At 71.9% G+C, this 13,586-nt stretch carries 12 protein-coding genes; 5 read left to right on the top strand and 7 right to left on the bottom strand.

Annotated elements, in window-relative coordinates:
* The first annotated feature begins 323 nt into the window (after positions 1–323).
* The 3 genes from AMK22_RS36150 to AMK22_RS36160 all read left to right on the top strand — a co-directional run bounded on the left by AMK22_RS36150 (position 324) and on the right by AMK22_RS36160 (position 4,658).
* A complete protein-coding gene (locus AMK22_RS36150; RefSeq protein ID WP_073791896.1) occupies positions 324–1,172 on the top strand; it encodes a 3-hydroxyacyl-CoA dehydrogenase family protein in 849 nt (282 codons plus the stop codon).
* A gap of 229 nt (positions 1,173–1,401) precedes the next feature.
* On the top strand, positions 1,402–1,725 hold the full coding sequence (locus tag AMK22_RS36155; protein WP_073791897.1) for an STAS domain-containing protein: 324 nt from the start codon (positions 1,402–1,404) through the stop codon (positions 1,723–1,725).
* A 323-nt stretch (positions 1,726–2,048) separates the two neighbouring features.
* On the top strand, positions 2,049–4,658 hold the full coding sequence (locus tag AMK22_RS36160; protein WP_073791899.1) for an ATP-binding protein: 2,610 nt from the start codon (positions 2,049–2,051) through the stop codon (positions 4,656–4,658).
* Between the two features lie 118 nt (positions 4,659–4,776).
* On the opposite strand, the gene nucS is transcribed toward AMK22_RS36160, so the two are convergent.
* Positions 4,777–5,448, bottom strand: a complete 672-nt coding sequence (gene nucS, locus AMK22_RS36165) for an endonuclease NucS (protein ID WP_073791900.1) — start codon at positions 5,446–5,448, stop codon at positions 4,777–4,779.
* 320 nt (positions 5,449–5,768) lie between these two features.
* On the opposite strand from nucS, the gene AMK22_RS36170 reads away from it, so the two are divergent.
* Positions 5,769–6,161, top strand: coding sequence for an SCO5389 family protein (locus AMK22_RS36170; RefSeq protein WP_073791902.1), 393 nt, complete (start codon positions 5,769–5,771; stop codon positions 6,159–6,161).
* Positions 6,162–6,281: 120 nt separating this feature from the next.
* Here AMK22_RS36170 and AMK22_RS36175 read toward each other — a convergent pair whose 3' ends face one another.
* A complete protein-coding gene (locus AMK22_RS36175) occupies positions 6,282–7,355 on the bottom strand; it encodes an LLM class flavin-dependent oxidoreductase (protein ID WP_073791903.1) in 1,074 nt (357 codons plus the stop codon).
* Between the two features lie 210 nt (positions 7,356–7,565).
* On the opposite strand from AMK22_RS36175, the gene AMK22_RS36180 reads away from it, so the two are divergent.
* Positions 7,566–7,895, top strand: coding sequence for an ATP/GTP-binding protein (locus tag AMK22_RS36180; RefSeq protein WP_073791905.1), 330 nt, complete (start codon positions 7,566–7,568; stop codon positions 7,893–7,895).
* A gap of 63 nt (positions 7,896–7,958) precedes the next feature.
* Here the strand turns inward: AMK22_RS36180 and AMK22_RS36185 are convergent, their stop codons facing one another.
* From AMK22_RS36185 to AMK22_RS36205, 5 genes are all read right to left on the bottom strand, one after another.
* On the bottom strand, positions 7,959–8,837 hold the full coding sequence (locus tag AMK22_RS36185; RefSeq protein ID WP_073791906.1) for an ABC transporter permease subunit: 879 nt from the start codon (positions 8,835–8,837) through the stop codon (positions 7,959–7,961).
* Positions 8,834–9,970 carry an ABC transporter ATP-binding protein gene (locus AMK22_RS36190; protein WP_073791908.1) on the bottom strand — a complete coding sequence of 379 codons (1,137 nt, stop codon included), beginning with the start codon at positions 9,968–9,970 and terminating at the stop codon, positions 8,834–8,836. The genes AMK22_RS36185 and AMK22_RS36190 overlap by 4 nt, the downstream gene beginning before the upstream one ends.
* Positions 9,971–10,189: 219 nt before the next feature.
* Positions 10,190–10,969, bottom strand: a complete 780-nt coding sequence (locus AMK22_RS36195) for an ABC transporter permease (RefSeq protein ID WP_073791909.1) — start codon at positions 10,967–10,969, stop codon at positions 10,190–10,192.
* A gap of 5 nt (positions 10,970–10,974) precedes the next feature.
* On the bottom strand, positions 10,975–12,066 hold the full coding sequence (locus AMK22_RS36200; RefSeq protein ID WP_079186593.1) for an ABC transporter ATP-binding protein: 1,092 nt from the start codon (positions 12,064–12,066) through the stop codon (positions 10,975–10,977).
* A gap of 96 nt (positions 12,067–12,162) precedes the next feature.
* The gene (locus tag AMK22_RS36205) at positions 12,163–13,101 is read right to left on the bottom strand and encodes a cellulose-binding protein (protein ID WP_073791911.1); all 939 of its coding nucleotides are present in this window, start codon (positions 13,099–13,101) and stop codon (positions 12,163–12,165) included.
* Positions 13,102–13,586 lie beyond the last annotated feature (485 nt).

Raw genomic sequence — 13,586 nt, forward strand, 5'->3', positions numbered from 1 at the left:
CCGGTCACGGCACTAGGTCCTGCTCCCCGCACCGCCGTCGTCCGGCCGGAGGCCGGGCCCGGGTCCTGTCCCGAGGGGGAGCGCGTCCACCGCGGGACAGGACCGTGCGGGTCCTCAACTGTGCCCGGCGCGCCGCCGGATGACGGGTGCCGGTGTGATGTCCGTCATGTGAGACGTGACGCGCATCTCTTCGTGGTCACAGGACCTCTCACGGGTACTAATCTCCGCCGAAGAGCAATGTGAACAACCGTTATGACCGGGGCCGTGCAGGGATCAGCTCAGGGATCAGCTGCAGAGGCGAATACGAACCGAGGGGTGCACACGTGGCCAGGAAGCTCGCCGTCATCGGAGCCGGACTCATGGGATCCGGCATCGCGCAGGTCTCCGCCCAGGCGGGCTGGGACGTCGTGCTGCGCGATGTCACCGACGAGGCCCTGGCCCGCGGACGGGACGCCATCGGCGCCTCGTACGAGAAGTTCGTCTCCAAGGGGAAGCTGGAGGCGGCGGACGCCGAGGCCGCGCTCGCCCGCATCACCACGACCACCGACCTCGACGCGGTCGCCGACGCGGACGTCGTCGTGGAGGCCGTGTTCGAGAAGCTCGACGTCAAGCACGAGATCTTCCGCTCGCTCGACAAGATCGTCCGGGACGACGCCGTCCTCGCCTCCAACACCTCCGCCATCCCGATCACCAAGATCGCGGCGGTGACGGAGCGCCCCGAGCGCGTCGTCGGTGTGCACTTCTTCTCGCCGGTCCCGATGATGCGGCTGTGCGAACTCGTCCGCGGCTACAAGACCAGCGACGAAACCCTCGCCACCGCGCGGGAGTTCGCCGAGTCCGTCGGCAAGACCTGCATCGTCGTCAACCGTGACGTGGCCGGCTTCGTGACCACCCGGCTGATCTCGGCGCTCGTCGTCGAGGCCGCCAAGCTGTACGAGTCGGGCGTCGCCACGGCCGAGGACATCGACATCGCCTGCAAGCTGGGCTTCGGGCACGCCATGGGTCCGCTCGCCACGGCCGACCTGACCGGCGTCGACATCCTGCTCCACGCCACGAACAACATCTACACCGAGTCGCAGGACGAGAAGTTCGCCGCACCGGAGCTGATGCGCCGGATGGTGGACGCCGGTGACATCGGCCGCAAGAGCGGGCAGGGCTTCTACACGTACTGATCTGCTCCGGTCCTCCGGCCCGGTCCGCCGTCGGCCGGGCCCGGAGGCAGGGGTGTCCTCCAGGACATCCGGGCCCGTCCGGGCCGCGTCAAGCCGTGGTCACCCCACGGAGTGAAATCGGCATCGGTTCGCTTACAGACGGCAACTTCCCTGTCTCCGCCACAGTCAGTTGTGGGAGAGACAGAACAGACAGACGAAACGTTGCGACGGAGATTCACGGGGAGCGCATATGCACATCAGGGGCGACCACGTCGAACTGGTCGTCGGGGGCCGCCTCGACGTCCGAAGCGCGGCGGACGCCCGTACGGCCCTGCACTCGGCCCTCGACGACGGAGTCGGCGACCTGGTGCTCGACCTGACCGAGCTGGACTCCTGGGACGCCACCGGACTCGGCGTCATCATGGGCGCGCACCGACGGGCCGGGCGGGCCGGCCGACGGCTGGTGCTCCGCGGCGTGCCGCCGCAGATGCAGCGCCTGCTGGTCGCGACGCGGCTGCACCGCATCCTGGCCATCGAGGGCGGAATCGCCGCGGACTCCCTGCCGCGCGTATAGGTTCCCGGAGACCCGGAGACCCGGAGACCCGGAGACCCGGAGACCCGGAGACCCGGAGACCCGGAGACCCGGAGACCCGGTTCCCGGCCCTCGACGCGTCCGGATCCGGCCATGTGGTGCGGGCGAAGAGTCACATACGGCACGAGAACGCGCGCATCGGACGGCCCGGACCCCCGGCTGTGCGCGGGCACCGGGCGACCGTCTAGGGTCGGCCCGTCCGCCGATTGACGGGACCCACCGGGCGGACACCGGACCGGAGGCGACAGCAGGGCGTGCGAGGCCGGGAGGGACAACCGTGCGCGACGCGTCTGGGGGCTTTGGCGATGGACCCGACACACCAGGGGCCGGGGGAGTACGGCAGGGACGCCGAAGGTCCCGGCAGGACGGCCGACGGGAAGGAGTCCGTCCCCACCCCGCCGCCGGGTGCCGCGCCCCGTCCGACGGCGGGAACCCCCGCCGCCGCACCGGACTTCGGCCAGCCGGCACCGCACCCGGCCCGTGTCGTCCGGCTCATAGCGGGTGACTACCTCCTCACCGTCAACCCGATCGACGGCAGCGAGGTCGAGCTGTACCCGCCGGGGGAGCAGCCCGCGCCCCCGGTACGGCGTACCGCGGCCGACCGCGCCGCCCGCGAGCGTGCCGCCGCGCCTCCCGTGCCTCCGGGGCCGCCCGCTCCGCAGCCGCCCCTCCTGGAGCGCGCGGAGGAGCGCGAGCGGCTGGTGCGGCTGCTGACCCGCGGCCGTTCCGTGCGGCTCACCGGGCCGGCTGGTTCCGGCCGGACCACCCTGCTGGACGCCGTCGCCGCCGATTGCGTCGGCCTCGCGCCGGACGGTGTCGTACGGCTCTCCGGCCTCAACAGGTCCGTCGCCGACCTGCTGTACGCGCTCTTCGAGACCGTGTACGACGCTCCGCTGCACCGGCCCGACCGCCCCGCGCTGCTCGATCACCTCAGAGGGATCGGCGCCGTCGTCGTGCTCGACGACCTGGAGTTCGGCGGCGCCGCCCTGGAGGAACTGCTCGACGCCACACCGGAGTGCGCCTTCCTGTTCTCGGCGACCCCGGACGTCGCCGCGCCCGGCGCGGACTCGTACCTCGAAGAGGTCTTCCTTTCCGGCCTCGGCCGGGGCGCCTCGGTCGAGTTGCTGGAACGGGTCGCCGAACGTCCGCTCACCGACGAGGAGAAGAACTGGGCGGGAGACCTCTGGTTCGAGTCGGAGGGGCTGCCGCTGCGCTTCGTCCAGGCAGCCGCCCTGCTGCGCCGTCGCGATCAGCAGCGCGCCGACGCCGACGCCTCCGGCGCCCCCGCCCCGCACGACGGTCCGGACAACGGCGCGGACGGCTCGGCCACGCAGCCGCCCTTCGGACACGACGAGGCCACCGACGGCGTCCACATTCCACTGCCCAACCTCGGTGAGGCCGCCGCGCCCGCCGCGCTGCTCGCCTCATGGCTCAGCGAGCCCGCCCGCGACACCCTGCGCTTCGCGGTCGCGCTCGACGGCGAGGTGCCGCACCAGGCGCACCTTCCGGCCCTGGTGGGGGACACCCACGCGGACGCCGCGCTCGGTGAACTGGCCGGCTGCGGACTGCTCTCCCCGGCCGGTTCCCGCTACCGCCTGGCCGCGGGGGCCGTCGCCCAGCTGGAGGCCGCGGGGTACGGCGACGACAGCGCCGAGCGGGCCCGTACCGCGGCCCGGCACTACGCCTGGTGGGCGGGGCACCCCTCGGTCACCCCGGCACGGGTCACCGCCGAGGCCGACGCCGTCATCGCGGCCATGGCGCGGCTCGTCCCCGGGGACGGCGACGGGCAGGCCGCCGAGGCCGTACCGCCGGCCCACAGCGCGGCCCCGGCCTTCGCGGCGGGACTGCACTGGGGTGCCTGGGAGAGGGCCCTGAGGATCGGCCAGGAGGCGGCCAGGGTCGCCGGTGAGGTCGCCGAAGAGGCGTACTTCCACCACGAGTTGGGCATTCTGGCGCTCTGCTCGGGGAATCCGGACCGGGCCAGGACGGAGCTGGAGACGTCGATCGGCATGCGCGGGGCGCTCGCCGACAAGCCGGGCATGGTGGTCGGGCGGCGCGCGCTCGCCCTGGTCGCGGACCGGTCCGGAGCGACGCCGCCCGGGGGGCCGGTTCCGGGCGGACCGCCGTCGGCCGGTCCCGTGACCGGCGGTCCGGTGCCGGTGGGCCGGCCGGGACCGGCCTCGCGGCACGAGGACACGGCGCCGCTGCCCGTCGCACCGGCAACCGCGGCGACGCAGAAGCTGACACGGGGGTCCGGCGCGGAGACCACCGCGGTGATCCACCCGCGCGGCACCGCCCCGGAGGCAGCGGCGCGTAAGGGCCGTCCCGCGTGGCTGGGAGGCTCCCGGCGGGGCCTCGTCGCGGTGGGTGCGGCAGCGCTTCTCGCCGCCGTGCTCGGCACGTTCGTGGCGCTGGGCGTGACGTCCGGCGACGGGGACCGGGGGAACCGTCCCCGCGTCACGTCCGAGGAGTCGGCGGGCCCCGACGACGGCGGGAACGGGGCGTCGGACGACGGGTCGGCGGACGGGTCCGTGTACGGGGACGAGACGTCCGGGGGCGGCGCGGTGACGCCCGGCCCGTCCGGCAGCGAGGTCGCGCCGAGCGGGAGCGGTACGCCGTCGCCGGGCGCCACGGAGCCGAGCGGCAGCCCTTCGTCGGACACCCCGTCCGAGGGCGGTTCCTCGCCGGGCGCCCCGACCGGGCCGACCGTCCCCACGAAGCCGGCCACGCCGACGGCGCCGACGAGCCCGAGTCCGACCGAGACGGAGGACAACTCCCCGGAACCGACGGATCCGGCCACGGTGGAACCCTCGCCCTCCCCGCCGGAGGGCACCTCCGACTCGGCGAGCGGGCCGTCCTCGTCCTCCCTCCCGCCGTCGGTGGAGGGTGCGGACGACGGACCTGCGGTGGTCTGAGTGTGGTCCGGGCCGCACCGGACGACGGGAGGCCCCTGACGCCGACGGACCCCCGATGCCGGGCGCGCGAGGCGCGTCCGGCATCGGGGGTCTGCGGGGGAAGCCCGGGAAGGGCAGGTCAGAACAGGCGCAGCTTGTCGTCCTCGATGCCGCGCAGCGCGTCGTAGTCGAGGACGACGCAGTCGATCCCGCGGTCCGTCGCCAGCACCCTGGCCTGCGGCTTGATCTCCTGTGCGGCGAAGATGCCCTTCACCGGGGCGAGGTGGGGATCACGGTTGAGCAGCTCCAGATAGCGGGTCAGCTGCTCCACGCCGTCGATCTCGCCGCGCCGCTTCAGCTCCACGGCCACGGTCCCGCCGTCGGCGTCCCGGCACAGGATGTCGACGGGGCCGATCGCGGTGAAGTACTCGCGGCGGATCAGGGTGTAACCCTCTCCGAGAGTCTCGATCCGGTCGGCGAGGAGTTCCTGGAGGTGTGCCTCGACACCGTCCTTGATGAGACCCGGGTCGACGCCCAGTTCGTGGGACGAGTCGTGGAGGATCTCCTCCATCGTGATGATCAGTTTCTCGCCCGCCTTGTTCACCACGGTCCAGACGTCCGAGGCGTCGCCGGATCCCTCCTTGAGGGTGCAGGGCGGCGACATCCAGTTGAGGGGTTTGTACGCCCGGTCGTCGGCGTGGATCGACACGCTCCCGTCCGCCTTGACGAGGATCAGGCGAGGGGCGGAGGGCAGGTGGGCGGTGAGCCGGCCGGCGTAGTCCACGGAACAGCGGGCGATGACGAGACGCATGGTCGGCAACGCTACTCGACGACCCGTGCTCCACGCGATTCTCCCCCCTCCCGCCCCGGACGGAGGGGAGCGGCCCCTGTCCGGACGTGACCGGACCGTCCCCGTCCGGTCCGGACACGACCGGATCAGCCCTTTTTGGGCTTGCCCCTCTTTGATCCTTTTCGTTGTTGGCCGGTTGTGTTCCCAATCTCCTGGTGCGGCCAGGACCGCACCCTTACGGTGTAACCGGGAGGTCGCCGTGTGTGCACGCTGCGTCGCGTTCCTCCTTTGCCCTGCCCGTAAGGTCCCGGCCCGGCGTCGGGGCCGCGAGAGGAGAACCCATGTCGCTCGACGTCTCACCGGCGCTGTTGGAACAGGCCGAGCGAGGCGAGGTCGACGAAGCCGATTTCGTCGACTGCGTCCGGACCTCCCTGCCCTACGCGTGGGAGATGATCAGCTCGTTGGTGGCCCAGCTGAAGGTCGACGGCGGAGAGTTCGCCGACAACCAGACGCCCCCGCCGGACGAGCAGGCCCGTGGTCAGCTGCTGCGTGCGCTCGCGAGTGATGCGATACGCGGCGCTCTGCAACGGCACTTCGGAGTGCGTCTGGCATTCCAGAACTGCCACCGCGTCGCGGTGTTCCCGCTGGACGCCTCGGTCGACGAGCGGCTGGCCCGCTTCACGTCGGTGAGAGGCCAGTTGCTCAACCAGTCGCCCGGACTCCGGGACTGCTGAGGTCCGTTCGGCGGCAGGGCCTGTCCGGTCATGAGCCGTCGGGCAGGCCCTGAGCGCGTGCGCACGCTGCTGTTCCGGACCGCGTGCGGCGCGACGGCATCCGGTAGCCCCCATCACGGCTCAGACGAGGAGCGGCAGCACCTCCGTGCCCAGCCGTGCCACGTTCTCCTCCGTGGCCGCCAGGTCTCCGGAGCCCTCCACCAGGAGCGCGAAGCGGGTGATGCCCGTCCGCTCGGCGGTGGCGGCGAGCCGGTCGGCGGCCAGCCGGGGCGGACCCACCGGATGAAGGCCGCACAGCAGCTCCGTGTACGCGACCGGGTCGCGCATCACCCGGTGCCGTCCGTCCACCGTCACATGGGCGCCCAGCCCCTCCCGCAGCCAGCCGGGCATCGCCTTGACGAGGGACTCCACCGCGTCCTCGGTCCGGTCGGCGATCTGGGCCACCCCGGCCGACACGTGCCCGGCCGCCCGGACGCTCTCCGGCGAACGGCCCGCGGCCAGGGCGGTGGAGCGCCACAGGGTGATCATCTCCGCCTTCTCCTCGTCCCCGCAGTGCATGCCCAGGAGCATCGGCAGTCCGCGCTCCGCGGCGAGCCGGACCGTCCGGGGCGAGGTGCACGCGACGACCACTTCGGGGCCACCGGAACCGTCGCCCCCGGGCCCGTCGTCCCCGGGGACGGCACCGTCGAACCCGGCGAGCGGCTCGTCGGCCCGGGGGACCACCGCCACCTCGCGGAAGTCGTACCGGGGCCCCTTCCCCGCGACCCTCGGCCGGGTCAGCCAGTCGAGCAGCAACTCCAGGGACTCCGGGAAGTCCTTCTCGTACGCCTCCAGGCCCCCGCCGAACACCTCCAGGTCCACCCAGGGGCCGCCCCGGCCGACGCCGAGAGTGAATCTGCCACCGGTGGTGAGGTGGAGCAGCGCGGCCTGTTCGCCCAGTGCGACGGGGTGCTGGGTCGGCAGCACGCTCACCGCCGTACCCACCCGGATCCTGCGGGTGCGGCCGAGCAGCAGCGCGGCCAGGGTCACGGCGGACGGGCAGACCCCGTACGGCACGAAATGGTGCTCCGCCAGCCATACCGAGTCGAGCCCGGACTCCTCCGCGACCTCGGTGGACCGGATCGCGCGATGCAGCGCTTCCCCCGGCCCCTGTCCCGGAAACTGGGCTGCCAGTACGAACGTTCCCACGCGCATCGCCAATTGCCTCCTTGCGGCCGACGCGGCCTCTCCCCTACGGGCAACAACGTCTGACACGTGCCAAGGGCACGGGCAGCGGCAAGTTGTTCGGATTGTCCGGTAAGTCGGCAAAGTCGGAGGGGGCGCTCCCGCACGACATCGGGCGCGGGGCTCGGCCGAATGGCCCTACGCTGGGGGAAAACCGTCGGCCCGTCTGTGAGGTGTCCCGTGTCCCCGCGCCGCAACCGCCCCCGAGGCGGCGAGAGTTTCCCCGAGCGAGGAGCGGAGCCGGGGATCCGCTACGGCGGCGGCGGACGCGTCGAGGAGTGGCGCGGGGAGGAGTGGTCGGTGCGCCCGGTGAGCGGCGCGAGCGCGGCCGGCAAGCGGTACCGCTGCCCCGGCTGCGACCAGGAGATCCCGTCCGGCGTCCCGCACCTGGTGGCCTGGTCCGAGTACGGCGGCATCGAAGACCGTCGGCACTGGCACAAGGCGTGCTGGAACGCCAAGGACCGCCGCACCACACAGGTGCAGCGGTCCAGGAATGCGCCCCGCTACTGAGCCGGCCGTCCCTCCACGGCCCCGGGCTCCCGTCCCGGACGGCCGTTCCCGGCCGTCGGCCGGTCACACGTCCCGGCGCTCCAGGACCGCGTAGGCGGCGCCCATTGCCACGGCCGTCACCCCGAGCATGATCCACAGCGAATCCCAGCCGGAGGGGCCGAAGCCGGTGACCGAGGTGTCGTAGAACGCGCTGAGCTGGCTCGGGATCGAGTACATGAGGAACGCCTCGCGCAAGCCGGCCAGGGACCGCGAGAACATGAAGATCCCCAGGACCAGCGGCAGCAGCACCACACCGATCATGATCGTGACGGCACCGGCGGAGTGCCGGACGATTGCGCCGACCGCCAGGGAGAGCAGCCCCAGCAGCGCGACGTACAGCCCGACGCCGATCGTGGCGCGCAGCCAGTCGTCCACGCGCGGCTCCTTGCCGTGGAGCAGCGACGCCTGCACCACGGCGACCACGGTGGCCGACACGGTGGTGACGGCGAAGGTCAGCACGAAGAAGACGGCCGCCTTGGCGGTCAGTACGCGGGTACGGCTGGGGCAGGCCGTCAGCGTCGTCCGGATCAGGCCCGTCCCGTACTCGGACGTGATGGTCAGCACGCCGAGCGTGATCACGCAGATCGAGCCCAGCAGCACCCCGAAGAAACCGAAGCTGAGCTCCGGGACGTCGCCCAGATCGGAGTCGGTCAGCGTGATCATCGTGGTTATGAGCAGGCCCAGGCCGAGCACCACGGTCAGCATGACGCCGAGCGTCCACACGGTGGAGCGCACCGAGCGGATCTTGGTCCACTCGGAGGTGATCGCGTCGGTGAGGGTGGCGGGACGCAGGGGGATCGGAGAGGCGTAGTACCCGGCCGGTGCCTGCTGCCCGTTCCCGTGGGGGAGGGGGGCGTGCTGCTGGCCCGGTGCCCGCGGGTTCGTCGTCGGCGGTGTCGTCATCGGGCTTCCTCGCTGGTCTCGCTCCTGGTCGGGTCCGCGGGGGCCGCCGCGAACCCGGCGTTCCCGGTGCTCCCGACGGCCTCGGTGGGTGTCGCGGACGGGTCCTTTCCGGGCGGCGGCGGGGCGTACCAGCCCTGCTGCGGCACCTCGGGGATCTGCTGCTGCGGTCCGTACCCGTCGTCCGGCACCAGCTGGTGCAGCCCGGCCTTCTCGTCCGCCGTCGAACGGTAGTCCACGGCGCTCTGCGTCATCCGCATGTACGCCTCCTCCAGCGACGCCTGGTGCGGCGAGAGCTCCCACAGCCGGACGTCCGCCTCATGGGCCACGTCACTGATCCTCGGCAGCGCCAGGCCGGTGATCCGCAGGGCCCCGTCCGGCTCCGACAGCACCTGGCCACCCGCCTCGATGAGCGAGGCGGTGAGCTTCTCCCGCCCGTCCGGGGCGCCGTCCGCGACCCGCACCCGGGCGAAGTCCGCGGAATTGGCGGCGATGAAGTCCTTCACGCTCATGTCGGCGAGCAGCCGGCCCCGGCCGATCACGATCAGGTGGTCGGCGGTGAGGGCCATCTCACTCATCAGGTGGCTGGAGACGAAGACCGTCCGGCCCTCCGCGGCCAGCGCCTTCATCAGGTTGCGGACCCAGAGGATGCCCTCGGGGTCGAGCCCGTTGACGGGTTCGTCGAAGAGCAGCACCTGGGGGTCGCCGAGCAGCGCCGACGCGATCCCGAGGCGCTGGCCCATCCCGAGCGAGAAGCCCTTGGTCCGCTTCCGTGCGACCTCGTGCAGGCCGACGACCCCGAGCACCTCGTCGACCCGTGCGGCGGGGATGCCCGCCAGTTGGGCGAGCGAGAGGAGGTGGTTGCGGGCGCTGCGCCCGCCGTGCACGGCCTTCGCGTCCAGCAGCGCGCCGACCTGGCGCGGGGCGTTCGGCAGGTGCCGGAAGGGGTGGCCGCCGATCGTGACATGACCGGCGGTCGGTTGGTCCAGGCCCAGCATCATGCGCATGGTCGTGGACTTGCCCGACCCGTTGGGGCCGAGGAATCCGGTGACGGTGCCGGGCCGCACCTGGAAGGAAAGGTTGTGCACGGCCGTCACAGCGCCGTAGCGCTTGGTCAGGCCGACTGCCTCGATCATGCTTCAGCCCCATCGGCTCTTGTCCGTCGTCGGGGCCGGGCCGTCCGGCCGCACACCCCCCGTAAGGGTTACGAGGATATCCAGCCCTTGACGGTGGCGGCCAAGCCGTTCCGACGGGTGGCGCCCGCCCGGCCGCGCGGACCGGATGCGCGGGGGACCGGACGGCATCGCCTCCGGAGTGGCGGTGTCACCCCCGGGTACGGGCTCCTCGCCCGTCGTTCACGCGTCGCGCTTCCTCAGCACGAGGTACCCGCCGACCAGCGCCGCCGCCACCCACGCCATCAGGATGCCGAGCCCGCCCCACGGTCCGTAGGGGCTCGGGTCGCTGTTCAGGGCGTCGGGAGCCACCTGCATGATCTTGCGCCCGGCCTGGTCGGGGAAGTAGCGCGCGACCTTCTTCGCGACCGGCACCACCGACAGGATCTGGGAGACCAGGAAGAAGAACGGCATCAGGATGCCCAGCGACAGCATGGAGCTGCGCAGTATCGTCGCCACGCCCATGGAGAAGATCCCGATCAGGCCCATGTACAGCCCGCCGCCGACGACCGCTCGCAGCACATGGGGCGCACCGATGGTCGTGCCGAGGTCGCCGAGCAGGGCCTGACCGAGGAAGAACGAGACGAAGGCGGTGACGACGCCGACCGCCAGCGCCAGCACACCGGCCACCGCGATCTTGCTGAACAGGAACGTGCCGCGCCGGGGTACGGCCGCCAGCGAGGTGCGGATCATGCCCGAGCTGTACTCCGTACCGACCACCAGGACGCCGAAGACGACCATGGCGAGCTGTCCGAGGGTCAGACCGGAGAAGCTGATCGGGGTCGGGTCGAAGGTGGCCCGCTCCACGGGCGGAAGGTTGTCGAACTGAGCGTTCATCAGCGCGCAGATCGCCGCGCTCATCACGACGGTGACGCCGAACGCGGCGATGAGCGTCCAGACGGTCGACGAGACCGTACGGATCTTGGTCCATTCGGAGGTCAGGACCGCGGGTACCGATGCCATCGTCGTCAGACCTCCTTGCCGGTGATGTCTGTGGTGCCAGTGGTGCCGATCGTGTCCGTGCTGGCGATGATGCCTGTGGTGCGGGTCGTGCCTGTGACACCGGTCGTTCCGGCGGGGCCGGGGGCGCCCGCGGTCAGCCGGTCGTACTGCTCGCCCCAGCGCGGGACCGGGGGCGGAGGCGCCGTGCCCGGCTCCGAGTGCGCGTGGTACTCCACCGAGTCCGCCGTCATCCGCATGAACGCCTCTTCCAGGGAGGCCCGCTGGGCGCTCAGCTCGTGCAGCACGATCCGGTGCCGGGCGGCCAGCTCGCCCAGCACCTCGGTGGTGGTGCCGTCGATCTCCAGCACGCCGCTCCCCGCCTCGACCGCGACCAGCCCCTCCGCGTGCAGCACGTCCCGCAGCCGCTCCCGGTCCGGGGAGCGCAGCCGGACGAAACTCCGGGAGTTCTGCTGGATGAAATCGGCCATCGAGGTGTCGGCGAGCAGTCGGCCCTGGCCGATCACGATCAAATGGTCGGCGGTGAGTGCCATTTCGCTCATCAGGTGCGAGGAGACGAAGATGGTCCGGCCCTCCGCGGCCAGCGCCTTCATCAGATTGCGGATCCAGTGGATGCCCTCGGGGTCGAGCCCGTTGACGGGTTCGTCGAAGAGCAACACCCGGGGGTCGCCGAGCAGCGCCGACGCGATGCCGAGCCGCTGGCCCATCCCGAGCGAGAAGCCCCTGGACTTCTTCCTCGCGACCGCGGTCAGACCGACGGTCTCCAGCACCTCGGCGACCCGGCTCGCCGGGATGCGGTTGCTCTGTGCGAGACAGAGCAGGTTGTTGTACGCGCTGCGCCCGCCGTGCATGGACTTGGCGTCCAGCAGCGCGCCGACGTGCTTCAGGGGTTCGTCGAGGTCGCGGTAGTGCCTGCCGTCGATGCGTACCGAACCGCTCGTCGGGTTGTCGAGCCCGAGCATCATCCGCATCGTGGTCGACTTGCCCGCCCCGTTCGGCCCCAGAAAACCCGTCACCATCCCGGGGCGGACCCGGAACGAGAGCCGGTCGACGGCGACCTTGTTCCCGAAGCGCTTGGTGAGGCCATCGAGCTCGATCATGAGTTCACGCTAGAACGGCCACGCGCCCGGCGCCACCACAGGGGCGGAACCGGGCGCGTCAGGGGGTACGCGTGGGTACGGTCGCGGTCGTACGGATCAGCGGGTCTGCTGGGCCGGGACGCCGCGGCCGGACGACTCCTCGTCGGCGGGGGAGCCCGCGGCGGCCACCGCGGCACCGGTGAGCGTCGCCAGCATCTCGCGGACGTTCGTCAGCTGGGCGTTGATCGAGTCGCGGCGGTTGGTGAGCGCCGCCAGCTCGCGCTCCGATTCGCTGCGGATCCGGTCGGCCTTCGCGTTCGCGTCGGCCACGATGTCCTCGGACTGACGCTGCGCGGTCTCGACCGTCTGGCGGGCCCGGCGCTCGGCGTCCGTACGGAGCTTCTCGGCCTCCAGGCGGAGCTGCTCGGCGCGGTGCTCGATCTCGGCGAGGCGCTTCTCGGCCTTGGCCTGACGGGACGCGAGGTCGCGCTCCGACTGGTCGCGGCGCTTGGCCAGGTTGGTCTCGAAGTCCGCGGCGGCCTGGGCGGCCTTGGCGCGGGTCTCCTCGAAGAGGGCGTCCGCCTCCTCGCGCTTCTGCGCGGCGTCCTTCTGGGCCTCCGCACGCAGCGTGCCGGCCTCGCCCTTGGCCTTCTCGACGATGCGCACGCCCTCGTCCTCGGCCTTCGCCTTGCGGTCGGCCGCGAACGCCTCGGCGTCGTTGCGGACCTGCTGGGCGGCCGACTCGGCGAGCTCGCGGTGCTGCTCGGCGGCGCGACGGGCCTCCTCACGCAGGTCCTTCGCCTCCTCCTCGGCCAGGCGGAGGATCTTCTCCACCCGCGCGCCGAGGCCGGCGTACGACGGCTCCGCGTCGGTCACCTGGGCCTGGGCGTTCTGCGTCTCGAGGTGCAGCTCCTCGATGCGCTTTTCCAGAGACGTGATGCGGGCGAGGGCGCTATCACGGTCGGCGACGAGCTTGGTGATGCGGTCGTCCACCTGACCGCGGTCGTATCCGCGTCGCACGAGCTCGAAGCCGAAAGGGGAGGAAGGGTCGCTCATGGGGTTCCTGTCGAAGAGACCGGTGAGGTGTTAGGGGGAATCCTAGGCGCCGGAACGGCGTGTCATCGAGTGGATGCAGGTTTGATCTGGAGAATGACGCCCCTTTTGAGTGGCCGGCCCTTGTAACGCTTGCCACCCGCGGGCTCGAACTCCCCTTTCTCGACGCGGACATGACGTGATGTCGGCGTCGCTTCCGTGACTGGTGACGACCATCCCGGTGACCGCCGCCGGTCATGACATCGGGACCGGCTTCGAACCGCCGCCCGCCGTACGAGGCCCGGCAGATGGTCTCCGTTCCGTGACCGGCGACGTCCGCCGGCCACAGCACTGGTGCTGCAACCGGAAAGGTTCACCGGCTCGCGACGCCCGGCACGGCACCTCGCCGCGTTGTCGCATCACCCGAGTACGTCCCGTACGAGGGCGATCCTCCGCCTTGCGATGCACCGCACCGGACGCCGCGAGCCTCCCGGTAAACCTTTCCGGCC

The organism is Streptomyces sp. CB01580, assembly GCF_001905795.1.
Lineage (GTDB): Bacteria > Actinomycetota > Actinomycetes > Streptomycetales > Streptomycetaceae > Streptomyces.